The sequence below is a fragment of the Rhizobium sp. ERR 942 genome, assembly GCF_007828395.1.
Classification (GTDB): Bacteria; Pseudomonadota; Alphaproteobacteria; order Rhizobiales; family Rhizobiaceae; genus Rhizobium; species Rhizobium dioscoreae.
The window spans coordinates 467,800-493,312 of the sequence record NZ_VIUA01000001.1; the positions used below are offsets into that span (position 1 = coordinate 467,800).

Annotated in this window: 25 protein-coding genes and 1 pseudogene; 16 read left to right on the forward strand and 10 right to left on the reverse strand. The window is 59.7% G+C overall.

The genetic code is table 11. The features are described 5' to 3' along the window. The first annotated feature begins 14 nt into the window (after window positions 1–14). The 15 genes from FBZ97_RS02235 to ureG all read left to right on the forward strand — a co-directional run bounded on the left by FBZ97_RS02235 (window position 15) and on the right by ureG (window position 11,517). Window positions 15–368, forward strand: coding sequence for a DUF6867 family protein (locus tag FBZ97_RS02235; protein ID WP_095435603.1), 354 nt, complete (start codon window positions 15–17; stop codon window positions 366–368). A 186-nt stretch (window positions 369–554) separates the two neighbouring features. After that, window positions 555–1,676 (forward strand): branched-chain amino acid ABC transporter substrate-binding protein, encoded by a 1,122-nt coding sequence (locus tag FBZ97_RS02240; protein ID WP_095435602.1) that lies wholly within the window; start codon window positions 555–557, stop codon window positions 1,674–1,676. Between the two features lie 145 nt (window positions 1,677–1,821). Continuing rightward, entirely contained in the window at window positions 1,822–2,790 is a 969-nt protein-coding gene (locus tag FBZ97_RS02245; protein WP_145316297.1) for a D-glycerate dehydrogenase, read from the forward strand. Between the two features lie 121 nt (window positions 2,791–2,911). Further along, complete coding sequence (locus tag FBZ97_RS02250) at window positions 2,912–3,607, forward strand: class I SAM-dependent methyltransferase (RefSeq protein ID WP_145316299.1); 696 nt, start codon at window positions 2,912–2,914, stop codon at window positions 3,605–3,607. A 225-nt stretch (window positions 3,608–3,832) separates the two neighbouring features. Then, on the forward strand, window positions 3,833–4,654 hold the full coding sequence (locus tag FBZ97_RS02255) for an urease accessory protein UreD (RefSeq protein WP_145316301.1): 822 nt from the start codon (window positions 3,833–3,835) through the stop codon (window positions 4,652–4,654). 31 nt (window positions 4,655–4,685) lie between these two features. Further along, window positions 4,686–4,988: an urease subunit gamma gene (locus FBZ97_RS02260; protein ID WP_092712060.1), complete on the forward strand. Its 303-nt coding sequence runs from the start codon at window positions 4,686–4,688 to the stop codon at window positions 4,986–4,988. 7 nt (window positions 4,989–4,995) lie between these two features. Then, window positions 4,996–5,250 (forward strand): DUF1272 domain-containing protein, encoded by a 255-nt coding sequence (locus FBZ97_RS02265; protein ID WP_113351605.1) that lies wholly within the window; start codon window positions 4,996–4,998, stop codon window positions 5,248–5,250. A gap of 10 nt (window positions 5,251–5,260) precedes the next feature. Then, a complete protein-coding gene (locus FBZ97_RS02270; protein ID WP_069611701.1) occupies window positions 5,261–5,566 on the forward strand; it encodes an urease subunit beta in 306 nt (101 codons plus the stop codon). A gap of 18 nt (window positions 5,567–5,584) precedes the next feature. Further along, window positions 5,585–6,022 (forward strand): lysozyme inhibitor LprI family protein, encoded by a 438-nt coding sequence (locus FBZ97_RS02275; RefSeq protein WP_183813741.1) that lies wholly within the window; start codon window positions 5,585–5,587, stop codon window positions 6,020–6,022. Between the two features lie 17 nt (window positions 6,023–6,039). Next, window positions 6,040–6,663 (forward strand): Urease operon accessory protein, encoded by a 624-nt coding sequence (locus tag FBZ97_RS02280; RefSeq protein ID WP_145317534.1) that lies wholly within the window; start codon window positions 6,040–6,042, stop codon window positions 6,661–6,663. Between the two features lie 3 nt (window positions 6,664–6,666). After that, entirely contained in the window at window positions 6,667–8,379 is a 1,713-nt protein-coding gene (ureC, locus tag FBZ97_RS02285; RefSeq protein ID WP_145316303.1) for an urease subunit alpha, read from the forward strand. Between the two features lie 272 nt (window positions 8,380–8,651). Further along, on the forward strand, window positions 8,652–9,512 hold the full coding sequence (locus FBZ97_RS02290; protein ID WP_145316305.1) for a GGDEF domain-containing protein: 861 nt from the start codon (window positions 8,652–8,654) through the stop codon (window positions 9,510–9,512). A 78-nt stretch (window positions 9,513–9,590) separates the two neighbouring features. Further along, window positions 9,591–10,106, forward strand: coding sequence for an urease accessory protein UreE (gene ureE / locus FBZ97_RS02295; protein WP_145316308.1), 516 nt, complete (start codon window positions 9,591–9,593; stop codon window positions 10,104–10,106). Window positions 10,107–10,112: 6 nt separating this feature from the next. After that, the gene (locus FBZ97_RS02300; protein WP_145316309.1) at window positions 10,113–10,799 is read left to right on the forward strand and encodes an urease accessory protein UreF; all 687 of its coding nucleotides are present in this window, start codon (window positions 10,113–10,115) and stop codon (window positions 10,797–10,799) included. 106 nt (window positions 10,800–10,905) lie between these two features. Beyond that, window positions 10,906–11,517: an urease accessory protein UreG gene (ureG, locus tag FBZ97_RS02305; protein WP_145316311.1), complete on the forward strand. Its 612-nt coding sequence runs from the start codon at window positions 10,906–10,908 to the stop codon at window positions 11,515–11,517. Between the two features lie 37 nt (window positions 11,518–11,554). On the opposite strand, the gene FBZ97_RS02310 is transcribed toward ureG, so the two are convergent. From FBZ97_RS02310 to FBZ97_RS02340, 7 genes are all read right to left on the reverse strand, one after another. Continuing rightward, window positions 11,555–14,899: an efflux RND transporter permease subunit gene (locus FBZ97_RS02310; RefSeq protein ID WP_145316313.1), complete on the reverse strand. Its 3,345-nt coding sequence runs from the start codon at window positions 14,897–14,899 to the stop codon at window positions 11,555–11,557. A gap of 14 nt (window positions 14,900–14,913) precedes the next feature. After that, window positions 14,914–16,104, reverse strand: coding sequence for an efflux RND transporter periplasmic adaptor subunit (locus FBZ97_RS02315; RefSeq protein ID WP_113389052.1), 1,191 nt, complete (start codon window positions 16,102–16,104; stop codon window positions 14,914–14,916). 393 nt (window positions 16,105–16,497) lie between these two features. Next, window positions 16,498–17,466 (reverse strand): ABC transporter substrate-binding protein, encoded by a 969-nt coding sequence (locus tag FBZ97_RS02320; protein WP_145316315.1) that lies wholly within the window; start codon window positions 17,464–17,466, stop codon window positions 16,498–16,500. A gap of 55 nt (window positions 17,467–17,521) precedes the next feature. Then, window positions 17,522–18,655, reverse strand: a complete 1,134-nt coding sequence (locus FBZ97_RS02325; RefSeq protein ID WP_113330236.1) for an ABC transporter permease — start codon at window positions 18,653–18,655, stop codon at window positions 17,522–17,524. Further along, a complete protein-coding gene (locus FBZ97_RS02330; protein ID WP_113330235.1) occupies window positions 18,652–19,539 on the reverse strand; it encodes an ABC transporter permease in 888 nt (295 codons plus the stop codon). The genes FBZ97_RS02325 and FBZ97_RS02330 overlap by 4 nt, the downstream gene beginning before the upstream one ends. 2 nt (window positions 19,540–19,541) lie before the next feature. Continuing rightward, a complete protein-coding gene (locus FBZ97_RS02335; RefSeq protein ID WP_113351598.1) occupies window positions 19,542–19,877 on the reverse strand; it encodes a hypothetical protein in 336 nt (111 codons plus the stop codon). Between the two features lie 306 nt (window positions 19,878–20,183). After that, window positions 20,184–20,975, reverse strand: coding sequence for an ABC transporter ATP-binding protein (locus FBZ97_RS02340; protein ID WP_113420447.1), 792 nt, complete (start codon window positions 20,973–20,975; stop codon window positions 20,184–20,186). Between the two features lie 124 nt (window positions 20,976–21,099). Here FBZ97_RS02340 and FBZ97_RS02345 point away from each other — a divergent pair, with 124 nt between their 5' ends. After that, a complete protein-coding gene (locus FBZ97_RS02345; protein ID WP_113330232.1) occupies window positions 21,100–21,513 on the forward strand; it encodes a cupin domain-containing protein in 414 nt (137 codons plus the stop codon). Window positions 21,514–21,648: 135 nt separating this feature from the next. On the opposite strand, the gene hydA is transcribed toward FBZ97_RS02345, so the two are convergent. The 3 genes and pseudogenes from hydA to FBZ97_RS02360 all read right to left on the reverse strand — a co-directional run bounded on the left by hydA (window position 21,649) and on the right by FBZ97_RS02360 (window position 25,224). Next, complete coding sequence (gene hydA, locus FBZ97_RS02350; RefSeq protein WP_145316317.1) at window positions 21,649–23,103, reverse strand: dihydropyrimidinase; 1,455 nt, start codon at window positions 23,101–23,103, stop codon at window positions 21,649–21,651. 232 nt (window positions 23,104–23,335) lie between these two features. After that, window positions 23,336–23,895, reverse strand: a pseudogene (locus tag FBZ97_RS02355) (DUF559 domain-containing protein). A gap of 75 nt (window positions 23,896–23,970) precedes the next feature. Continuing rightward, a complete protein-coding gene (locus FBZ97_RS02360) occupies window positions 23,971–25,224 on the reverse strand; it encodes a Zn-dependent hydrolase (protein ID WP_113389047.1) in 1,254 nt (417 codons plus the stop codon). Window positions 25,225–25,513 lie beyond the last annotated feature (289 nt).

Below are 25,513 nucleotides of genomic sequence, written 5' to 3' on the forward strand. Positions count from 1 at the left end.
GCGGAGAATTTAAGATGCAGGGACTTCTCTTCGACACCGATACCGGCGGGCGCATGGTCATCCGCGCTGTTATCGTCATTCTCGGTTTCTGGACCGCATGGCGCGCTGGCCGCGCCGTTGCATCCAGCTGGGAAACCTATCCGCTTGTCGTCATCTACAGCTTTCTGATCGGCCTTGGCCTGCAGTTTCTGCACCATGCGCTGTTCAATGGCCCGGTTTTCGACGTCACCATCTACATCATCGATGTCGTGCTTCTGCTTGTTTTTGCGACGGCGGGATACCGGTATCGACGTACCGATCAGATGGTGAATAATTATTACTGGCTCTATGAAAAGACCTCGGCCTTTTCGTGGAAGAAGAAGAATTGACAGTGCGCCTAAACTAGGCACAGTCTGCGTACAACCAAGAGCGTCACCCAGCCCCATAAAAACAGACGGGAACGGGCAGGGGTCATGCTTCCAGAGTTCGGAATGCAAGCGTTACCGGCGTGATGATTGGTGGGTATCGCGCAGGGCAGATCAAACGGAACCCGCTTAAAAATTGGGAGTAATAATATGAAGAAGTATCTTCTGTCGGCGGTGGCCTTGTCGGCGATGATCGCTTTCGGCGGCGTTGCGAAGGCCGACATTATTGTTGGCGTCGGTGGTCCGTTGACGGGCCCGAATGCTGCGTTTGGCGCGCAGCTTCAGAAGGGTGCAGAGCAGGCGGCTGCAGACATCAATGCGGCCGGCGGTATCAATGGCGAAAAGATCAAGATCGAACTCGGCGACGACGTCTCCGATGCCAAGCAGGGCGTTTCGGTCGCAAACAAGTTCGTCGCTGACGGCGTGAAGTTCGTTGTCGGTCACTTCAACTCGGGCGTTTCCATCCCGGCTTCGGAAGTCTACGCCGAAAACGGCATCCTGCAGATCACGCCCGCTTCGACGAACCCGAAGTTCACCGAGCGCGGCCTGTGGAACACGTTCCGTACTTGCGGTCGTGACGACCAGCAGGGCGAAGTTGCCGGCAAGTATATCGCCGACAATTTCAAGGGCGCCAAGGTTGCCGTCGTTCACGACAAGACCCCGTATGGTCAGGGCCTGGCCGATGAAACCAAGAAGAACCTCAACGCCGCCGGCGTGACGGAAGTTCTTTATGAAGGCATCACCCCCGGCGACAAGGACTACTCGGCCCTGATCGCGAAGATGAAGCAGGCTGGCGTCGATTTCGTCTACTACGGCGGTCTGCACACGGAAGCTGGCCTCATCATGCGTCAGATGGCCGACCAGGGCGTGAAGGCTCACTTCATGTCGGGTGACGGTATCGTCTCGAACGAGCTGGCATCGATCGCCGGCGACGCCGTCGACGGCACGCTGATGACCTTCGCGCCGGATCCGCGCAAGAACCCGGCTTCCGCCGATCTCGTCGCCAAGTTCCGCGCTGCCGGCTACGAGCCGGAAGGCTACACGCTGTACTCCTACTCGGCTCTGCAGGTTATCGCTGCCGCCGCCAAGGCTGCCGGTTCCAACGATCCGATGGCTGTTGCCGACGCGCTGAAGGCAAAGGGTCCGTTCAAGACCGCAATCGGCGACCTCGGCTTCAACGCCAAGGGCGACATCACCCGTCCGGACTACGTCATGTACAAGTGGTCCAAGGGCTCCGACGGCAAGTACAACTACGCCGAAATTTCGAAGTAAACTTTGCGACGCCGGTTTCCGGCATCAGCAAGATTTGGGAAGCCCGGCCACTGGTCGGGCTTTTTCATATCTGCGATATCGGTTCGCCATTTCCTTCATGCCGAAGCTGCTTTAAGTCTCCTTGTATCGGCAGGAGGATCACAGCATGAGCAAACCCCGTATTCTCGTGACCCGGCGCTGGCCATCGGCGGTCGAGGCGGTGCTTTCGGAGCGTTTCGACACCACTTTGAACAGGGATGACGCAGCACTCGATGCGGGGCAGCTGCGCGAGGCGCTGCTCACTTATGATGCGGTCCTGCCGACGGTTTCCGACAAGCTTCCGGCCGCGCTTTTCGAGGGGGCGATCCGCTCAAAGGTCCTTGGCAATTTCGGTGTCGGCTTCAACCACATCGATATCGCTGCTGCCAAGGAAAAAGGCATAGCCGTCACCAACACGCCGGGCGTGCTGACGGATTGCACGGCTGATATCGCCATGTTGCTGCTCCTCTCCGTTGCCCGACGCGGCGGCGAAGGCGAGCGCGAGGTTAGGGCTGGCACCTGGGCCGGCTGGCGGCCGACGCATCTCGTCGGCACGAAGGTGACGGGCAAGACTGTCGGCATCATCGGCTTCGGCCGTATCGGTCGTGCCTTCGCGCAGCGCTGTCATTTCGGCTTCGGCATGGATGTCGTTTTCTATAATCGCTCGGCAATAGATCCGATGGAAGCTTCGCGCTATGGCGCCATGCAATTGCAAACCGTCGAAGATGTTCTGGAAGTCTCCGACTTCGTCTCGCTGCACTGTCCGGGCGGCGCCGAGAACCGCCATCTGATGAATGCGGCTCGTCTCGCAGCCATGAAGCCCGGCTCTTTCCTGATCAACACGGCAAGGGGCGATGTGGTCGACGAGGCGGCGCTGATATCGGCATTGGAGCAGGGAACGATCCGCGGTGCCGGTCTTGATGTCTATGAAGCGGAGCCGCATGTTCCCGAACGGTTGCGGGAGTTGGAGAATGTCGTGCTTCTGCCACATCTCGGCAGTGCCACGGAAGAGACGCGCACGGCCATGGGCATGAAAGTCGTCGACAATATCACCGCTTTCTTTGCAGGGCGGGAGCCGCCGGACCGCGTGGTCTAGGCAGAAACCCAGAAACCCAGACTGTGATACGACGTTGCCGGACAGGCGGCGCATCCACGAGGTGGTGGCGTCGATCACTTGAAGTGCTGTCATATGTGCCGTTTTCCGGCAAGGAGGAACAGTGTCTGAGAATGACTATGATGCGTTCGCAGCCGCCTATCAGGCCGACAATGAGAACAATGCCTGGAATGCTTATTACGAGCGACCTGCAATTCTCTCTCTCGCCGGTGACGTTGCCGGACTTCGCGTTCTCGATGCGGGTTGCGGAGGCGGGGCTCACGCCGCCGCCCTCGTCGATCGGGGAGCAGTTCTGACCGGCGTCGATGCGAGCGCGGGCTTGCTCGAAATTGCACGGCGCCGCCTGGAAGGGCGGGCGCGATTATTGCTGGCCGATTTGAACGAGCGATTGCCTTTCGAAGACGGTGCCTTCGATTTGGTCATGGCTTCCTTGGTCATGCATTATCTGCACGATTGGTCGCGGCCTCTTTCGGAATTCAGGCGTGTCTTGTCCGATGGCGGCCGCCTGATTTTTTCGACGCATCATCCGTTCATGGATCATGATCCGGCCAGCGGAGAAAGCTATTTCGAGACCTATAATTTCAGCGAGACGTGGCATCGCGGCGGCAAGGACATCACCATGCGATTTTGGCATCGGCCGCTGCATGCCATGTTCGATGCGTTGAGATCGGCCGGATTTCGGATCGATATCGTGAGCGAGCCGCAGCCAGATCCCAGGGTCAGCACTCTTTTTCCCGGCGCATACAAGAGCCTGACGACCAAGCCGCGCTTCCTCTTCTTCTCGGCAGTGAAGGGCTAGATGCGTTTCGCAGGGAGAGCTTTGTGTCGACCTGCTGCCGATACCTGTTCAGCCCACTGAAGCTCATTGCCTTTCTTTTCGGCGTTTGACGAAAAATGCAGCTGATTTGGCCGGTTTCAGATCGACATTGCGGGAGATCGCATAAGGCACAGGAATTGCTTGCATTTATTCCTTGCCGGGCTTCAATGGCCGGGCTTTGGCATGACGTGATGTGTGGAGAGGCTGATGGCAATGATAGCGGCAGGCACGAGACCGCAGCGGGCGCGGGGTCGCGGCCATCTTGCGGCGAAGTCGCTTGGCGGCCGTACGCGCCTTGCCGAGCTTTTCCAGGAAGGGGCGGCCAAGATCAGGCTGCCGGAAACTTTCGATCATTCGATGGAGGCGGTCATCATCAACACCGCCGGCGGTCTCACCGGCGGCGACCGGATGGATTGGAGTGTCGTTGCCGGGCCGGGCACGCGCATCGACGTGACGACACAGGCTTGCGAGAAGATCTACAAGGCTTCGATGGGCACGGCCCAGGTTGAAACCTCGATCAAGATCGGTAGTGGCGCTCGGGTCGATTGGCTGCCACAGGAAACCATCCTGTTCGATCGCGCCTCGCTTTCCCGTGCATTGAATGTCGAGCTTGACGAAACGGCCGAATTCCTTGCTGTCGAGGCGATCCTGCTCGGGCGGAAAGCCATGGGCGAGGCGATGGAGCAGGGGCTGTTTCGCGATCGCTGGCGCATCCGCCGCGGTGGTCGTCTGGTTCACGCCGAGGAGTTGCGGCTGGACGGCGATGTGGCTGCATTGACGGCGAAAATGGCGGTGCTTGACGATCAGGTGGCCTTTGCGACCTTGCTCTATGTCGGCCCACTGGCCGAGACCTATCTCGGCCGGATCAGGCCGCTCCTCGAAAACCATATGGCAGGCGCCAGCCACTGGGGCGAGAAGCTCGTCGTGCGGCTCGCCGCCGCCGATGGGTTCGCGCTCAGAAAAATTCTCATTCCGATCATTTCCGCCTTGCGCGACGGAGCGCCCGTGCCGAAAGTCTGGAATCTGTAAATTGAGCAAACAGCAATCACATAGGTAGGCGATGAACCTCACTCCGAGAGAAAAAGACAAGCTGCTGATTTCCATGGCGGCGATGGTAGCGCGGCGGCGGCTGGAGCGTGGCGTCAAGCTCAATCATCCCGAAGCCATCGCGCTGATCACGGATTTTGTGGTCGAAGGTGCGCGCGACGGCCGTCCGGTCGCCGAGTTGATGGAGGCTGGTGCCCATGTCATCACACGCGATCAGGTGATGGAGGGAGTGGCCGAGATGATCCATGATGTTCAGGTCGAAGCGACGTTCCCGGACGGCACCAAGCTCGTGACCGTCCACGAGCCCATCCGGTGAGGTTGCCATGCTGGAGCTGAGGCCCAATTGCGAATGCTGCGACAAGAGTTTGCCTCCGGAAAGCAAGGAGGCGATGATCTGCACGTTCGAGTGCACCTTCTGCGCCGATTGTGCCAATACGGTGCTGGATGGCGTCTGCCCGAACTGTGGCGGTGACTTCGCGCGGCGTCCCATCCGCCCGGCGGCGTTGCTCGCCAAATATCCCGCTTCGACCAAGCATGTTCTGAAAGCTGAGGGATGCGCGCCCGTCCGGGCCGCATGAGGAGAGAACCATGATCCCAGGTGAAATCATTGCCGCAGGCGGCGACATTGAACTCAATGCCGGAGCGCCGACCGTGACGCTTGAGGTTTCCAATACAGGCGATCGGCCGGTGCAGGTCGGGAGCCATTATCATTTTGCCGAGACCAATGCCGGGCTTTCTTTCGATCGCGACAAGGCAAGGGGCATGCGGCTCGACATTCCCGCCGGAACAGCCGTGCGCTTCGAGCCGGGGCAGACACGCTCGGTAACGCTGATCCCGCTGTCGGGCAAGCGCGAAGTCTACGGCTTCCGTCAGCAGGTCATGGGCAAGCTGTAGAGTTTCTGGGGAAGCGCAATGTCGATGAAATTGCTTGCATCCGCTGCCGCTCTTGTCGCCGTTCTGGTTTGCGGCCCGGTCTTTGCGCAGAAAACCGCGAAGAAATCTGGGGCCGATTGCGCCAATGCACAGACGCAGACGGACATGAATATCTGTGCTGTGCTTGAATTCGGTGAGGCCGACAAGGCGTTGAATGCGCAATACAAGAAGACGCGCGCGGCGATGGTCGCCATCGACGCGGATCTCGACAACAACATGAAGGGCGCCGAAAAGGCGCTTATCAAGGCGCAGCGAGCCTGGGTGGATTATCGCGACGGCGAATGCGAGGCCCAAGGGTTCCAGGCGCGTGGCGGCTCCATGGAGCCCATGCTCGTCTCCGGCTGCAAGGCGGACCTGACGAAGAAGCGGACCAAGGAATTGAAGGACCTCGCCGATGGACCGGAGGGCAACCAGTGAGTTCCAGGCGTAGCGTAATGATTGTCGGTAATGGTGAGGTTGCGGCAGGTGCCTCAGCCGTCATCGATGCCGCCGATCTTGTGATCCGTTTCAACGATTGCCGCTCGATGGGGGTCGGCGGCAGCCGAACCGACGTCGTTGCGGTGTGCAATACCGGCCGGCCGGCGCGCGCCATGCTCGGCTCGGCCGAATGGCGCAAGAGCCCTGCCGTTGCTTCCGCATCCGAGATCTGGAGCGTGCGCGATCCGGTCAAATTCGCGGCGCTGCGCGCGCCGCTGGCGATCTCGCATCCGGAACTCGACGATTTCTGCGACGACTATACCGACCAGTTCACCGCCTTCTGTCAGGCAACCGGCAAGCGGCATGTCGTGATTGGTCAATCCATTCACGAAGGCGTCGATGCGGCACTCGCAGAGCATGATCCCGGCTCCTACGTTGTGCCGAGCAGCGGCATGATCGTGATTGCCGATGTGATGGCGCGTTATTCCGATGACGATATCGCCATTACCGGTTTCAGCCACACGGGCTGGGAAGAACATCCCTTCGCCGCCGAGAAACGGCTGGTGGACGCCTACATATCCCTCGGCCGCCTGAGGCGACTTGCCGACACGAACCTCCTCTCTGCCTCCCAAGGAGATTGATTGATGCCCTACAGGATTTCCCGCGCGGCCTATGCCAGCATGTTCGGACCGACCGTCGGCGACAAGGTGCGTCTGGCCGACACCGAATTGTTCATCGAAGTGGAGAAGGATTTCACCACCTATGGCGAGGAGGTGAAGTTCGGCGGCGGCAAGGTCATTCGCGACGGCATGGGGCAAAGCCAGGTGACGCGAGCAAATGGCGCGGTCGATACCGTCATCACCAATGCGCTGATCCTCGACCATTGGGGGATCGTCAAGGCAGATATCGGTTTGAAGGACGGCCGCATTGTCGCGATTGGCAAGGCCGGCAATCCGGACATGCAGCCTGGTGTCAACATCATCGTCGGACCCGGCACGGAAGCAATCGCAGGCGAGGGCAAGATCGTCACTGCCGGCGGCATGGACAGCCATATCCATTTCATCTGCCCGCAGCAGATCGAGGAAGCGCTGATGTCGGGTATCACCACCATGCTTGGCGGAGGCACCGGGCCGGCGCATGGAACGCTGGCAACAACTTGCACGCCCGGCCCCTGGCATCTGGCGCGCATGATCGAATCCTTCGACGCTTTTCCGATGAATATCGGCCTCTCGGGCAAAGGCAATGCGTCTTTGCCCGCTGCCTTGGAAGAGATGGTGCTCGGCGGTGCCTGCTCACTCAAGCTGCATGAGGACTGGGGCACGACGCCGGCGGCGATCGACTGCTGCCTCAGCGTTGCCGACGAATACGATGTGCAGGTGATGATCCACACGGATACGTTGAATGAAAGCGGCTTCGTGGAAGATACGATCGGTGCCATCAAGGGTCGCACCATTCACGCCTTCCACACGGAAGGCGCGGGCGGTGGCCATGCGCCCGATATCATCAAGATCTGCGGCCAGTCGAACGTCATTCCGTCTTCGACCAATCCGACGCGGCCCTATACGGTTAATACGATCGCCGAGCATCTGGACATGCTGATGGTCTGCCATCACCTATCGCCGTCGATTCCTGAGGACATTGCCTTTGCCGAAAGCCGTATCCGTAAGGAGACGATCGCCGCGGAGGATATTCTCCACGATATCGGCGCCTTCTCGATCATTTCATCCGACAGCCAGGCCATGGGCCGCGTCGGCGAAGTGGCGATCCGCACCTGGCAGACCGCCGACAAGATGAAGCGCCAGCGCGGCCGCCTGGCGCAGGAGACCGGAGACAACGACAATTTCCGTGCGAAGCGCTACATCGCCAAATATACGATCAATCCGGCGATCGCGCATGGCGTCAGCCACGAGGTCGGTTCTATCGAGGTCGGAAAGCGTGCCGATCTGGTACTCTGGAATCCAGCCTTCTTCGGCGTGAAGCCGGAGATGGTATTGATCGGCGGCTCCATCGCGGCTGCTCCCATGGGCGATCCGAATGCCTCGATCCCGACGCCGCAGCCAATGCATTATCGGCCGATGTTCGGCGCCTATGGCAAGAATCGCACGAATTCGTCGGTGACCTTCGTTTCGCAGGCGGCGTTCGATGCCGGGCTTGCCGGCAAGCTCGGCGTCGCCAAGGCGCTGCTGCCCGTCAAGAACACGCGCGGCGGCATTTCCAAGGCATCGATGATCCACAACAGCCTGACGCCGCATATTGAAGTGGACCCGGAAACCTATGAAGTGCGGGCCGATGGCGAGCTTCTGACCTGCGAGCCGGCAACCGTGCTGCCGATGGCGCAGCGCTATTTCCTTTTCTGAGGATATTTTGGACGCAGATTATCGGCAGATATGAAAACCCCGGTTTTCCGGGGTTTTCTTATGCTGCGCACTGGACGCAGCAATATCAATGACATGGCATGGTGGCTTGCCATTGCGCATTTCTGCCGGCAAACCGGATTTGGTGGATGTACCTTCCCGTCTGTTCACAACTTGGGAAATGCGCCGCATTTTAATCATTCCATTAAAGACCTGGAAGCGTCTTCACCCCTATCTCACATGATTGAAATAGTGGGCTGAGGAAGGTGAATCGCATGAAGCAATGGATTTCGCTGCAGGCCGAGCTCGGTAATTTTCAGCAGCGACGTGCGATTTTTATTTTCGCGCTTAAGATGAGTTTCGTCGCCGTCATCATGTCGCTTGCCATCATCCTGGTGCTGCTTTTTGTGATGCAATGGCTTGATCTTCTGCCATTGCCGATCTTCGAGGCGATGCGTTTTGGCGTTTTGCTGGCATGGATCATCGGGGGCACCGTGTCCGGCGCGCTTGCGGTGCTGGCAGGCTTTTCCATCCACAGGCTCGCGGTCTCCCGTGCTGAGTTCGAGCGGTTGAGCCGCACCGACATGCTGTCCGGCCTGCTCAACCGCCGTGCTTTCACCGAGGCGTTGAGTATGGCCGGAGACGGCGCTTCTCTGGCGATTTTCGATCTGGATCGGTTCAAGGCGATCAACGATCGTTTCGGGCATGCATCCGGTGATGCCGTGATCGTTGCGGTCTCGCGGCTATTTTCCGATGCTTTCACCGGAGAAGACGTGATTGCCCGGCTTGGCGGTGAGGAATTCGGCGTCATCATTCATGGCGGCGATACGGCCGAGCGTATCGCGCGCGTTGAGGAGATCAAGGAGCAGATCGCCGAACACTCGATCGCCATTGAAGGCGGGTCGGTGAAGATCACCATTTCCGTCGGGATTGCCGATATCGGCGCGGATCGCAAGACGGAGACCGTCTACGCCGCCGCCGACAAGGCGCTTTATCTTGCCAAGACGCTCGGCCGCAACCGTGTCATGCACGAGCGCGAGCGCCTGTCGCAGGTCTGGCATCGCTGCGCCACGGAGCAGGAACAGGAGGCAACGACGGATGTCAGGGAACTGCAACGCTATGTGCAGCGGATGTGAGGCTTCCATGCGCCATTGATGCTTGCGCGGGAGGCGACTATTTTGCATGGTCTGACAAAGTATTAAACTGGAACAGTCATGCTACGCGTCACTTCCTATCTGCCGGCCGGCACTCCTTCCTCCAATCCGATCGATCGTGTCGTCCTGCCGCATGATCTCAGGCATCTGCGCCGCAAACTGCTGCATCTCGAAAATGGCGAGATGGTCATGCTCGACCTCAAGGAACCGGTTCTGTTTGCCAGCGGCGATCTGCTGGTGCGCGAGGATGGCGAGCTGATTGAGATCGTTGCAGCTGATGAAAAGCTTTTCGAGATCCGCCCGCGCGATCGCAGGCATCTGATCGAGCTTGCCTGGCATCTCGGCAACCGCCATCTCCCCGCGCAGATCGAGGAGGAGCGTATCCTGATCCTGCGTGACCATGTGATCCGGTCCATGCTTGAGGGGCTGGGGGCTGTCGTGACCGAAGTCAGCGAGCCTTTCCAGCCCGCGCGAGGCGCCTACCACGCCCATGGAGGCCATTCGCACGGCCACGACCATCATCATGGTCAGGGGCATGACCACGGACACGATTATCACAACCATTCGCATGATTGAACCGTGATGACTAACGCGGTGGTTCCAGATGATGGCGACCTGCAGGCGCTGTTGCGGCTGATGGCATGGCTGTCGCCAGCGTTTCCTGTGGGATCGTTTGCCTATTCCGGCGGTTTGGAGCGTGCGGTGCATGACGGCCTGATGCGCGACAGCACCGGCCTCAGCAATTGGATTTCTGCAATCATTGAGCATGGTTCCGCGTGGAATGATGCAGTGCTGCTTGTGGAGGCGCACGGGGCGGGCACAGATGTGCAGCGGCTTGCGACCGTTGCGGAACTTGCCGAGGCGCTGGCTGGCTCGAAGGAGCGGCATAACGAGACCATGCTGCTTGGAGATGCCTTTCTCTCGGCCGCTGCCGCCTGGCCACATGCGATCTTTTCCGGGCTTCCGGCAAGGACGGCCTATCCGGTTGCGGTCGGCGCCGTCGCAGGTGCGCATGGCATTGCCGCCGAGAAGGCGGCTGCCGCCTTCCTGCATGCGCTGGCCTCGCAGATGGTATCTTCCGGCATTCGGCTTGGTGTCAGCGGCCAGAAAGATGGTGTCGCCGTTCTGGCGCGGCTGGAAGGTCTGTTTGCAGATGTCGCGCGCCGCGCCGCTCAATCCAGCCTCGACGATCTTGGTGCTGCGACCATACAGGCCGATATTGCGAGCCTGCGGCATGAGACCCAGGGCACGAGGCTCTTCAGGTCATGATGGGCGTTACAAAGAAGATATTGAAATTGAGGCATCGCCTACGTCATTCGCCTCTGTGCGGCCGCCCGACGCTTAGCTATGCTATCACTTTATCGGAGTTGCGAGCATGAAATCGAGACATGGACCCTTGCGCGTTGGGATCGGTGGCCCGGTCGGTTCCGGCAAGACGGCGCTGACGGAGAAGCTGTGCAAGGCGATGCGCGAGGACTATTCCGTCGCCGTCGTCACCAATGACATCTACACGACCGAAGATGCGGAAGCGCTGGTGCGCATGCAGGCGCTGCCTTCGGATCGCATTGTCGGCGTCGAAACGGGCGGCTGCCCGCACACGGCCATCCGTGAAGATGCGACGATCAATCTGCAGGCCATTGCCGGCCTGAACGAGCGGCTTCCTGACCTCGATGTCGTTTTCATCGAATCCGGCGGCGACAATCTGGCGGCAACCTTTTCGCCCGATCTCGCCGATATCACCATCTACGTGATCTCGGTATGCCAGGGCGAGGAAATCCCGCGCAAGGGCGGCCCCGGCATTACCAAATCCGACCTTCTCGTCATTAACAAGAAGGATCTGGCGCCTTTCGTCGAGGTCGATCTCGAGGTGATGGATCGCGATGCCACCCGCATGCGCCAGGCACGCCCCTTCGTCTTTTCCGACATGAAGCGCGGCGACGGTGTCAGCAAGATCGTCGATTTCCTGAAGGAACAGGGCGGCCTTTGAGCCGCCCTGTCATTATCCAGACATCTGCTGAGGTGTTCTATTCTGCTGCGAAGGGCGGCAGCTTTAGTACATTGGTGCCCACCGACCTGTTTCGTCCATCCTTGTTTTCGATGGCCTCCAGCCGCTCTTCCAGATTGGTGAGCGACTGGCGGTTTTCGTTGACGGCGACGGCCAGGCCTTCCTTGGTCACGACCTCGTCGTCCGCATCTTTCTTGCCGACAAGCCTGCCGAAGAGGTAGCCGAGCAGGCGCGACAGGTCGTCCATGATCAGGAAGAAGGACGGCACGACCACAAGGCTGAGTACCGTCGAGACAATGATGCCGCCGATCACGGCTATCGCCATCGGTGCGCGGAAGGAGCCGCCTTCGCCGACGCCGAGAGCGGACGGTAGCATGCCGGCCGACATGGCAATCGAGGTCATGATGATCGGGCGGGCACGCTTGCGGCCGGCTTCGACGACCGCTTCCAGCCGCGGCATGCCCTGATGCATCATCTCGATCGCGAAATCGACCAGCAGGATGGCGTTCTTCGTCACGATACCCATCAGCATCAGAATGCCGATCATGACGGGCATGGACAGCGCATTGCCTGTCATAATCAAGGCCAGCGCCACGCCGCCGATCGCCAATGGCAGCGACAGCAGAATGGTGAAGGGCTGGATCACATCCTTGAACAGCAGGATCAGCACAGTCAAAACGAGCATGAGGCCGAGAAGCATGGCATTGCCGAAGCTCTGCTGCATTTCCTTCTGGACCTTGGTATCGCCGCTTTCTGCCAGATGCACGGTTGCCGGGATCTTGGCGTTGTTGACGATATTGAGGAAGTGTTCCGATGCCGTATCCAGCGCCACGCCTTGCGGCAGGTCGGCCCCGATCGCGACGACGCGGAAACGGTTGTTGCGCTTGATGGAGGAAAGGCCCTCCGAATAGTCGATGTCGGCCACGCTCGATAGCGGCACGGTGGTGCCGGTGGATGCCTGTCCGGTGGTGCCCATCGATGTCTTGATGCGCAACGCACGGATCGCGGCCAGATCTCGGCGCATGCCGAGTGAGGCCTGAACGCGGATTGGGATCTGGCGATCATCGAGCGAGATCTTCGCAAGTGAAGCGTCGATATCGCCGATGGTCGCCACGCGAATCGTATCCGAAATCATCTGCGGCGTGATGCCAAGGCGTGCCGCCTCGTCCTTGCGCGGGAAGATCTGCAACTCGGGCCGCGGCAGGGCGCCGTCGGCGCTGACATTGGCAAGCGCCGGATCGGCGCGCAGCTTGGCTTCCAGAATACCGACGGCCTGATTGAGGTCCTTTTCGTTGCGCGAGAGGAAGTTATAGGTCAGGTCGCGGTCGCCGCGATCGTTCAGCTTGGTGATGCGGACGTCGGGTATCGAGCGCAGCTTGGCAAAGACTTCCTTTTCGATCTCCCATTGCGGGCGCACGCGGCCATGGACGGTAACCTTCGGCAGGTGGGGGCCGATGACAGGCAGCGAGCCGAGAACGTCGTTCACGACCTTCTTTGTCAGCGACTGATCGAGCTTGCCGAGTGTCAGCGTCACCGTGGCGCGGCGCAGTTCCAGATCGCCCTTCGGCGAGGCGCCGCCGAGTACGAAGACGCTTTCAACGCCATCGATACCCTTCACGCGCCGATAGATCTCGTTGGTTGCCTGTTCCGTATCATCGAGCCGGGCGTTCGGCGGCAGTTCCGCCGACAGAACGATGCGCGAGGAGTCTTCCGGCGGGATGAAGCTGCCGGGGACGAACATGATGAGAGCGAAGACCGAAGCGATCGAGAAAGCGAAAGCGGCAAGCAGCGTCGGATAACGCGTGTACCACTTCTTCGTCGTCAGCCGCACCAGCCAGCTATAGCCCCGCATGAAGCGGCCGTCATTGTCGTGATGGTCATCGACGCCGTCTTCGGCGCGCATCAGATAGGCGGCCATCATCGGCGTGATCAGACGCGCCACCAGCAGCGAGAAGAACACCGAGAAGGCGACGGTCAGGCCGAACTGGATGAAGTATTGCCCCGGAATGCCCGGCATGAAGGAGACGGGCACGAAGACCGCGATGATGGTGAAGGTCGTCGCAATGACGGCCAGGCCGATTTCGTCTGCAGCGTCGATGGCGGCGCGATAGGGCGTCTTGCCCATCTTGATGTGGCGCGCGATGTTCTCGATTTCGACGATGGCATCATCGACGAGAATACCGGTTGCCAGCGTCAGCGCCAGGAAGCTGACGAGGTTCAGCGAGAAGCCGATCTGGTTCATGATCCAGAATGTCGGGATCGCGGAGAGCGGCAAGGCAACCGCCGATATCAGCGTCGCGCGCCAGTTCCGCAGGAACAGGAAGACGACGATGACGGCCAGTATGGCGCCTTCGATCAGCGTATGCATCGCCGATTCGTAGTTGCCATAGGTGTAGTAGACGGAGTCGTCGATCATCTCGATCGAGACGTTCGGGTTCTCCGCGCGCACCTTGTCGAGCGTATCGGCAACGGTCTTGGCGACGGTCACCTCGCTGGCGCCCTTGGCGCGGAATACGCCGAAGGTGACGACAGGGGCACTGTTGAACCGCGAAAAGGACTTCGGCTCCTGATAGGTGTCCTTGATGGCGCCGAGATCGGAGAGTTTTACGAAGCGCCCGTTGGTGAGCGCGATCGTCGTATCGGCGAGCTGGGCGACATTACGGGCGTCGCCGAGCACGCGGATTGCCTGCTCGCTGCCGGCAACCTGGCCGCGGCCGGAACCAAGATCGATATTGGTGCTGCGGAGCTGCTGGCTCACCGAAAGCGCTGTTATGCCATAGGCGTTCAGCTTGTTGGGATCGAGCTCGATGCGCACTTCGCGATCGGCGCCGCCATAGCGGTCCACTCGGCCGATGCCCGCCTTGCCCTGCAGCGCGCGCTTGACCGTATCGTCCACGTACCAGGACAGCTCTTCGAGCGTCATGTTCGGCGAGGACACGGCGAAGCTCTGGATCGCCTGGCCGACGACATCGACCTTGGAGACGATCGGCTCATCGATGGTCGATGGCAGGTTGCCGCGGATGCGGTCGATGGCGTCCTTGGTGTCCTGAACGGCCTGCTCGGTCGGCACCTCCAATCGGAAGACGACGACGGTCTGCGATTGGCCGTCGGTGATCGTCGATTGTATCTCGTCGATGCCGTTGATGCTGGCAACGGCGTCTTCGATCTCCTTCGTCACCTGCATTTCGAGCTCGGCCGGCGAGGCGCCGCTTTGCGTCACGGTGACATTGACAATAGGGACGTCAATGTTCGGGAAGCGGGTGATGGGCAGATTGAAGAAGGCATGCGCGCCCACGACCATCAGCAGGAAGAAGCCGAGGAGCGGGGCGACCGGATTTCGGATGGACCAGGCGGAGAAGTTCATCTTGTCGTTCTCGCTCAGTTGGAGGCTTGCGACGTATCGCGAACCGGCGTGATGTGGTCGCCGTCGCGAACATAGGCACCGGCCTTGGCGACGACATCATCACCGGCTTTCAGGCCCTTGACGATCTCGACATAGCCTGAATCCTGAATGCCGGTTTCGACGCTCACGAACTTGACCACGCCGTTTTCGACCTTGCGGGCGGAAGAACCGTTTTCCTCGCTGTTGACTGCCGTCAGCGGCAGCGCAACGCCATCTTCCTGGCGAATGATGATCTCGGCGCTACCATACATGCCGGCGCGGGCCTTCTCGCCTTCGTCGATCGTGATATGCACCGCGCCGAGGCGGGTGACGGGATCGACGATTGGAGCAACGAGACGGACCGTTCCGGCAAGCTTTTCGCGACGGCCTGAAAGCGCGATCAAGGCCTTCTGTCCGCTCGTGATCTTGGTGATATCGCTCTCGGACACATCGACCACCAATTCGAGCTGGCTGTCGCGGATGATGGTGAAAAGCGGATCGCCATTGCCGTTGGCGATGGCGCCGACGCGGGCATTGCGCGACGCGACGGTGCCGGCGACGGGGGTCTTAATGCCTGTTCTGGCAAGCTTGAGATCGGTATCGGCGATCTGGCTGTCGGTAACCTTCAGATCGGCCTCTGCAACGGCGATCGCCTGCTCGGCGGAAACGACGCGCGCCTTGTTGGCGGCGGCGGCGGCATTCGCCTGTTCCACCGAGGAGGTCGACATCGTGCCCTTGGCGCCCATTGTGACGGCGCGAACACGCTGCAATTCTGCCTCTTCGGCATTGGCGCGGGCTTCGGTGAGCTGGGCGTGCAATTGCGCAAGGCTTGCTTCGCCCTTGGCCCGCGTCGCCTGCATCTGGCTCTTCTGCAGAATAAGAGCATCATCGTTCAGCGTGGCAAGCGTGCTGTTCGCGCTGACCTTGTCGCCGACATCTGCGTTGAGAGAGCGGATGGAGAGGCCATCCACCTGTGGCTGGATGTAAACTTCCTCGACGGCCTTCACCGTGCCGGTCGCGACGACCTTATCGGTCAGGTGGCGCATCGTGGCTGTGGTGATGACGATTGCGGGCAGGTTCTGTTTCGGCGTGGTAACCGGGGGCTCTTCCGCCAGGGCGGCAGACACGCCCAGCAGGGAAAGCAGGATTGCGGTCGTGCTCAGAAGTCTAAACGGCGTAAGGGCCATGCGTCCGGTTCCAGTTCGGCGTTTGATAAAATGGGATTTCGCTGTTTTCCGTCGCGAACACGGGGATGCGATGCATGCGGGCCGGCTTCTCCGGCGGATCAATATCCGTCTGTCATGCCTTGCAGTTCCCTCATCCTAAAATCGCTCATGTAGATGGGATCGATTTTCAATTCTCGCAAGATCACGAGAAAATGATTTCGCGGGCATTTCTATCGTCTACAACCTTGCGAAGCAATCACGGCATTGTGATGTCAGCATTCGAATAGTTGATGGCTGAGGGCTTTTCAGCCAGACGGCGCGACAAAGCCAGCGTTTTGTTGCTGCTGTTACAAAATGAAAAAAACGCGCAAGGCGGAAACCTCGCGCGTTTTAGTCTCTGTGAGTGCTCCGAGCTTATTTCAGAGCAGCGTCCGTGATCTCATGCGTATAGGCGCCATCCGGCTTCTTGTTGATGATCTTCTGATCGAGCAGGGCTTCGACCGTGCGGTTATAGGTCTTCATGTCGAGCTTGCCGCTGCCGATCAGCTTGGCGACTTCGCCCGCCATGCGCTTCTGGTGGTTTTCATCCTGGCCGCCATTGTCCATGACGATTTCGGCGGTTTCATCCGGATGCTCGACGGCATATTTCCAGCCCTTCATCGACGCGCGGACGAATTTCACCATATCGGCCTTGAACTTCGCATCCTTCAGCTTGTCTTCCTTGACGTAGAGACCGTCTTCCAGAAGGTCGTTGCCGAGCTTCGTATAGTTGAAGACGGTCAGGTCTTCGGCCTTGAAGCCGGCATCGATCGCCTGCCAATATTCGTTATAGGTCATGACGGAGATGCAGTCGGCCTGCTTCTGGACGAGGGGCTGCACGTCGAAGCTCTGCTTCAGAACGTTGACTCCATCCTTGCCGCCGTCGGTCTTGAGGCCGAGCTTATGCATCCAGGCAAAGAAGGGATATTCGTTGCCGTAGAACCAAACGCCGAGGGTGTGTCCCTTGAAATCCTTCTCCGTCTTGACCGGTCCATCCTTAGGGCAGATCAGCTCCAGACCGGATTTTTCGAAGGGCTGGGCGATATTGATGAGCGGCACGCCCTTTTCGCGGGCAACCAGTGCGCCGCCCATCCAGTCGACGATCACATCGGCACCGCCGCCGGCGATGACCTGCTCCGGAGCGATATCAGGCCCGCCCGCCTTGATATCGACATCGAGGCCTTCTTCCTTGTAGAAGCCCTTGTCCTTGGCAACGAAGTAGCCGCCGAACTGAGCCTGGGCCACCCATTTCAGCTGCAAGGTCAACTTATCCGCCGCCATCGCGCCCTGGGTGGCGGCAAGCGTCATGGCACTTGCCATCAATGCAAACATTATTTTTTTCATGTCTTCACCCTTTCCCTCTGAAGTTATGCCTTGATCCCTTGGAGGGGATCCTGGATTACGTCTGCCCACCACGGATAGACGGATGCCAGAACGTCACCATTCGTTCGATGATGGCGACGATACCGTAGAAGACCGAGCCGGCAATCGCGGCAACCGCGATCTCAGCCCAGACCATATCGAGGTTCAACCGGCCATTTTCGGTTGAGATGCGGAAGCCCATGCCCGACATGGGCGTACCGAAGAACTCCGCCACGATGGCACCAATCATCGCCAGGGTCGAGTTGATCTTCAGCGCATTGAAAATAAAGGGGGCGGCAGCCGGCAGGCGCAGCTTGAAGAGCGTCTGCCAGTAGCTCGATGCGTAGGTGCGCATCAGGTCGCGTTCCATATTGCCGGCGGCGGCAAGGCCTGTCACCGTATTCACCAGCATCGGGAAGAAGGTCATGATGACGACGACGGCGGCTTTCGACTGCCAATCGAAGCCGAACCACATGACCATGATCGGTGCGACGCCGATGATCGGCAGGGCCGAGACGAAATTGCCGATCGGCAGCAGGCCGCGCCGCAGGAAGGCGAAGCGGTCAGCAAGAATGGCGACGATGAAGCCGCTGGCGCAGCCGATGATATAGCCGATCAGGACGGCGGTGAGGATCGTCTGGCGGACATCGATCCACAATGTCGGAATCGAATTGGCGATCCTGGCGCCGATGGCGCTTGGCGGCGGCAGAAGGACCAGGGAAACGCCGGCGCCGCGAGTGACGGCTTCCCAGATGATCAGTATCCATATGCCAAAGATCGCCGGGATCAGCAGGCGCAGCGTATAGTTGCCGGCGGTCGAGTGCGAACGCATCGACGACAGGACGGAAACGCAGCGCCAGGCCAGCAGCCATGAAGCGGCAATCAGAATGAAGAAGGATAGCTGTGCCTTGCCTTCATTGCCGGAAATTCCGGCAAGCAGCAGCCATGCTGCGGCATGTGCGCCGAAGAAGAGGATCGCTGCGCTTAGCTCATCGGAGAGACGCATGAAGGAGAGGGCGGCCGCCGCAGCAATCAGAATGAAGATGACGAAGGTCGTTCCGCTGCTGACGGGTGCCGCGGCATCCGCTGCGAGCAGCGGCAATGCGGGGATGGCTGCAAGACAGAGAAGAAGTGCAAGAATGCCCTGCCAGGAGAAAAGAAAGGATCTCATGCCGTTCTGCCTCCCATCGAACGGTCGACGATGCGCGCCGCAATGCTGACGATGCCCACGAGAACGGCCGCGAGCACAGAGCCTGCCACGAGAGCGGCCCATATGTCGATTGTCTGGCTGTAGTAGGAGCCTGCGAGCAGTTTTGCGCCGATGCCGGCGACTGCGCCCGTCGGCAGCTCGCCGACAATCGTTCCGACCAGGCTTGCGGCGATCGCGACCTTCATGGAGGTGAAGAGGAAGGGGACCGAAGCCGGCACGCGCAGCTTCCAGAAGGTCTGCCAGCTGCTGGCATTATAGGTGCGCATCAGATCGAGATGCATGATTTCCGGCGAGCGCAGGCCCTTCGTCATGCCGACCGTGACCGGGAAGAACGACAGATAGGTGGAAATCAGCGCCTTCGGGATCAGCCCGTCTATGCCAAGGGCGCTGAAGACGACGATGATCGTCGGTGCGATGGCAAGGATCGGGATCGTCTGGGACGCGATGATCCACGGCATGAGGCTGCGGTCGAGCGCGACGAGATGGACGATACCGACTGCAAAGAGGACGCCGAGAATCGTGCCAAAGGCAAAGCCGACTGCTGTTGGCGCCAGCGTTATCCAAGCGTTGTAGACGAGGCTGCGATTGCTTGTCGGCACTCGCAGGAAAGTGTTTTCAAAGACATTCTGCGCTACCTGGTGCGGCGCGGGCAGGGTCGGTTTCGGCTGCGACAGCGTCTTGCCGATGAATTCTACCATCGTCGGTGTTACGTTGCCGCGCCGGTCGAGATCGCGCTGGAATGGCGCATTGAGAATGACGGCGAAGACATACCAGAGCAGGACAATCGCCAGGATGATCGTCGTGACCGGCAGGAACTTGTGCTTGAAGAACTGTTCCTTTTCCATGCTCATGCCCTTCCTTGCGCGGGAAGCAGCATGAGGATCATGGCGATGATGCCAAGACCCACGCCGGCAAGTTGCTGCAGGCTCAGCCGTTCGCCGAAGACGATGAAGGCGATGACATTGACGACGACGAGCTGCGCGATGGAGGAAGCGGAGATCGCCAGGCCAAGTCCGCCCTCGCGCATCAACCGCACCATCATCAGATTGCCGATACAATAGAGCGCGAGCGACAGGATCAAGACCAACATGTTGTTGTTGGCGATATAGGCACGCGAAGCTGTGGCACCGCCGATAAAGATCGCCATCGCGCCGACAAGCCAGAGGAGGAATTGCGGGTTCATGATATTCCTCCGATTGCGGAGCGGCGTTGTTTTCCCGGCTCCGACAGTACGGCAATTGCATGAGAATGAGGCTGCTTCGGCGCACCTCCTTCTCCCCTCGGGGAGAAGGTGCCGCCAGGCGGATGAGGGGGCTTGCCAAGAAAGCGGAAGCCGATGGCTTTGAAGCGGTTAACCCCCTCATCCGACCCTTCGGGCCACCTTCTCCCCGAGGGGAGAAGGTAAAGACCGCACCGACCTGCTCCTTTATGCGATTGCCTTGGGCTCGGTACGGTGAGGGGCCGTCGCGCGACGGAGCCGTCCATCATCCTATTCCTCATAGCTATGCCCTGCTCTCAGCCCTTCCCGGACGCGGTGGGCGATTTCCAGGAATTCCGGCGTCTCGCGAATGTCGAGCGGCCGCTCCGTCGGTAGCGTCGATTCGATGATATCGGTGACGCGGCCCGGACGCGGTGACATGACGACGATCTTCGTCGAGAGATAGACTGCTTCCGGGATGGAGTGGGTTACGAAGCAGATGGTCTTGTTCGTCTGTTTCCAGAGTTTCAGAAGCTGTTCGTTGAGGTGGTCGCGAACGATTTCGTCCAGTGCGCCGAAGGGCTCGTCCATCAGCAGCAGATCGGCATCGAAAGCCAAGGCGCGGGCAATGGAGGCGCGTTGCTGCATGCCGCCGGACAGCTGCCAGGGAAACTTGTGTTCGAAGCCGTTGAGATTGACGAGTTCCAGCGTCCGGGCGATGCGCTTGGCCTGCTCTTGCTTGTCATAGCCCATGATTTCGAGCGGCAGGGCGATATTCTTCTCGATCGTCCGCCAGGGATAAAGGGCTGCGGCCTGGAAGACATAGCCATAGGCGCGATTTTTTCGGGCATCTTCCGGCGACATGCCGTTGACGCTGATATCGCCCGATGTCTTACGCTCGAGGTCGGCGATGACACGCAGGAAGGTGGTCTTGCCGCAGCCCGAAGGGCCGATGAAGGAGACGAAATCGCCCTTACGAACATCGAGATCGACATTGCTCAGCGCATGCACCGGCCCGTCATTTGTATTGTAGGTGAGACAGAGATTCCGCGCAGAGACGACGGAGGAAGCGGATGACGTCATTAACACCTACCAGTCCTGTTTTCGCCGCATGTTTGAGGCGGATTGCGTGTTATCCTGTTTGGCATTGCCGCAGTCCGGAGAGGCGAGAAGGCCTTGGGGCTGCTGAACAGAGGGGAGCAATGCCGTGAGTGTCTCATCGAAGCCCACCTGCCGTGTCGTGCGGCCCGGCAGTACCTATGCCGGAAAACAGGGTCTCAATTATTTTGAAGGGATTGCCGCCGAGACAGTGGGCTCGACGGGGATTTGCATGCATCTTCTGACCATCCCGCCGGGTGCCCGCGCCAAGGCGCATCTTCACGCCTCGCATGAGACGGCGATCTACGCGATTTCCGGAGAGACGCATTGCTGGTTCGGCGACCAGCTGGAAGAGCATGTCATCGTGCGGGAGGGCGAGATGTTCTATATTCCGGCCGGCGTCCCGCATCTTCCCGCGAACTTGAGCGACCGGCCGGCGACAGCGGTCATCGCCCGCACCGATCCGAACGAGCAGGAAAGCGTCGTCCTGCTGCCGGATCTGGAACGGTATGTGCCGTGCTAGAGCCGTCTCGCTTTTCTTCGAATCGCGAAAATGCTCTATCTTTTTGTTTTTACACAATTCCGGACGGAAAACTGCTACGCACTTTTCCTGGAATTGCTCTAGATGGCCGATGAGCCGAAGCGCCGTGCCCAAGCGTCATACCCCGCTTGCGGGGATGCCGCTGCGCTGCACTTTGCGCGGCGCGGTGACTTCTTTCCAGGTGGAAAGTGCCCGGTTGACGGCGGTGAAGGGCTCGCGCTTGACGAACTCGCCGTGGCCTTCTCGGGTCTTGACCGTGCCTTCCTCGATGGCGACGATGCCGCGCGTCAGCGTATAGCGCGGCAGGCCGGTCACTTCCTTGCCCTCGAAGACGTTGTAATCGATCGCCGACTGCTGCGTCTTGGCGGTGATGGTTTTCGAGCGCTTCGGGTCCCAGACGACGATATCGGCATCGGCGCCCACAAGGATCGCGCCCTTCTTCGGATAGACGTTGAGGATCTTGGCGATGTTGGACGACGTGACCGCAACGAACTCGTTCATCGTCAGCCGGCCGGTGTTGACGCCGTAGGTCCAGAGCATGGGCATACGATCCTCAAGGCCGCCGGTTCCGTTCGGGATCTTTGTGAAGTCGTTGAGGCCGAAGCGCTTCTGCTCGGTCGTAAAGGCGCAGTGGTCGGTCGCGACCACCTGCAGAGAGCCGGAGGCGAGACCGGCCCAGAGGCTATCCTGATGCTGCTTGTTGCGGAAGGGGGGTGACATGACACGGCGGGCGGCATGGTCCCAATCTGCATTGGCATATTCGCTTTCGTCGAGTGTCAGGTGCTGGATCAGCGGTTCGCCATAGACGCGCATGCCCTTCTGGCGGGCGCGGCGGATGGCTTCATGCGCCTGTTCGCAGGAGGTATGGACGATATAGACGGGCGAGCCCGCCATATCGGCGATCATGATGGCGCGGTTCGTTGCCTCGCCTTCGACTTCCGCCGGGCGGGAATAGGCATGCGCTTCCGGGCCGTTATTGCCTTCGGCCAGCAGCTTTGCCTGCATCTGCGCGACCACATCGCCGTTTTCGGCGTGGACGAGCGGCAAAGCGCCAAGCTCGGCGCAGCGCTGGAAGGAAGAGAACATCTCGTCGTCATCCACCATAAGCGCGCCCTTATAGGCCATGAAATGCTTGAATGTGTTGATGCCCTTCTCGCGGACGACGGTTTCCATCTCGTTGAAGACCTGTTCGCCCCACCAGGTGATCGCCATGTGGAAGGAATAGTCGCAGGTCGCGCGGGTGGACTTGTTGTCCCACATGGTCAGCGCTTCGAGCAGCGACTGGCCGGGCGAGGGGAGCGCAAAATCCACCACCATCGTCGTGCCGCCGGCAAGGGCAGCGCGGGTACCGCTCTCGAAATCGTCAGAGGAATAAGTGCCCATGAACGGCATTTCGAGATGCGTGTGCGGGTCGATGCCGCCAGGCATGACATAACAGCCGGATGCATCCAGCACTTCATTACCCGAGAGATTCGGCCCGATTTCGACGATCTTACCGCCTTCGATCTTCACATCCGCCTTATAGGTCAGATCGGCCGTGACGATGGTTCCACCCTTGATGACTGTGCTCATGGTGTCTGTTCCCTGTTTTTAAGAGTCTGGCATCCGTGGCGCCCCCTCATCCGACCCTTCGGGTCACCTTCTCCCCGAGGGGAGAAGGAGAGGTGTGGCGAGCCTTTGGTGCAACACAATTTATGATTGTGTCCGCGGTTTGTTGAGAAAGATGACGCAACGGAGGGAAGCCCCTTCTCCCTTCGGGGAGAAGGGGCCTGAAGGACGGATGAGGGGGTATGATTCGAATACATCATTTACCGCCACGCTCCGTCAGCTGGATCGCAGGATAGAAGCGCAGAACGTCGTCTCTTTCGAAGATCCGTCCCTCGAGAGCAGCGAGAACTGTTTCCAAAACCGCCAGGCGCTCGCTGGTGATCTCATGATTCCAGAATCTCAACACCGAGTAGCCATGTGTATTGAGCCAACGCGTGCGGATCACATCAGACGGAGAAGCGGCATGTTGGAAGCCATCGATTTCGACGATCAGCGATTTATCGCGACAGAGGAAATCAACTACATAGGGACCGAGTGGAATCTGCCTTGCAAATTTATGTCCATTCAGTCGGCGGTCACGCAGATCGCTCCAGAGGCGATATTCTTCCTCGGTGTTGGTTTTTCGAAGACGGCGGGCCTGCTGGGTTTTGCCGGGGCGGCGTTTGGTGATGTCATTGTTGTCCGGCATCGGTAGTGCCCCCTCATCCACCCCTCGGTCACCTTCTCCCCGAAGGGAGAAGAGAATTTCTGTTGCACCTTGCCGATTAGACAACAGCTTTTCAGCCAAAGTCGCGAATCTGAAACCGAAAGCTGCAGCGAATTCCCCCTTCTCCCCTCGGGGAGAAGGTGCCCGAAGGGCGGATGAGGGGGATGGCCGGGCGTGAGCCATGATCAAGCCACGATCTCCGCCGTCTCAACGACTGCGTGGAACAGCACATCCGCGCCGGCGGTCGCCCATTCCTTGGAGATTTCTTCGGCCTCATTGTGGGAGAGGCCGCCGACGCAGGGGCACATGACCATGGTGGCGGGGGCAACCTTGGCGGCCCAGCAGGCATCGTGACCGGCGCCGGAGATGATGTTCATGTGGCTGTAGCCGAGTTTCTCAGCCGCGTTACGCACGGAAGTCACGAGCTTGGGATCGAAGGTGACCGGCTCGAAATGGCCGATGGCTTCGACAGAGCAGCCGACGCCGAGGGCATCGGCTATCTTCTTGCCTTCGGTTTCGATCTTGGTGCGCATGCGATCGAGCTTTTCCTTGTCCGGCGTGCGGATGTCGACGGTGAAGACCACCTTGCCAGGCAGGACATTGCGCGAATTCGGCGAGAAGAAAACCTGGCCGACACCGCCGACGGCCCCCGGCTGGTTTTCCATGGCGACGCTCTGCACCATCTCGATGATCCGCGACATGGCAAGGCCGGCATTGACGCGCATGGCCATCGGCGTCGAGCCTGTATGCGCTTCCTTGCCGGTCAGCGTGAATTCCAGCCACCAAAGGCCCTGACAGTGCGTGACGACGCCGATCGTCTTGTTTTCGGCCTCCAGGATCGGGCCCTGTTCGATATGATATTCGAAATAGGCATGCATCCTGCGAGCACCGACTTCTTCATCGCCGAGCCAGCCGATGCGCTTCAGCTCCTCGCCATAGGTCTTGCCGTCGGGATCCTTGCGGCCATAGGCATAATCAAGTGTGTGCACGCCGGCAAAGACGCCGGAGGCGAGCATGGCGGGCGCGAAACGCGCGCCTTCCTCGTTGGCCCAGTTGGTGACCACGATGGGATGTTTGGTCTTGATGCCGAGGTCATTCATCGTGCGCACAACCTCCAGCGCGGCAAGCACGCCGAGCACGCCGTCATACTTGCCGCCGGTCGGCTGGGTATCGAGATGCGAGCCGACATAGACGGGCAGCGCATCTGGATCGGTGCCGGCGCGGGTCGCGAACATCGTACCCATCTTGTCGACGCCGACGGTCAGGCCGGCCTTGTCGCACCAGGTCTTGAAAAGGCTGCGTCCTTCGGCGTCGGCATCGGTCAGCGTTTGGCGATTGTTGCCGCCGGCAATGCCGGGGCCGATTTTCGCCATGTCCATCAGCGTATCCCAAAGGCGATCGCCATTGATACGCATGTTTTCTCCTGGCGCTGCCACCATGATGCAATCCTCACCTGTTTGTCCTGGGGCACGCAAGGCGCATGCCCGAAATTGTTCCCGTTGGTCTTATTTCAAATTCCGGAGCGCCGTCTTGTTTTTCTTGCCCGGAAATCGCCAGTTGCCTTTAGGAGACATCTGACAGATAATTTGACCGATTGGTAAACATTACAACTTCCGTGGCGCGGCTCAAGACGAAAAGCACGAAAAATTCCGATAAAATTTCAGGCGATTGCCAGATTCGATGCATCGACAGGGTGAATGAGGGAACGGCCGAAAGGCTTGGATTTCA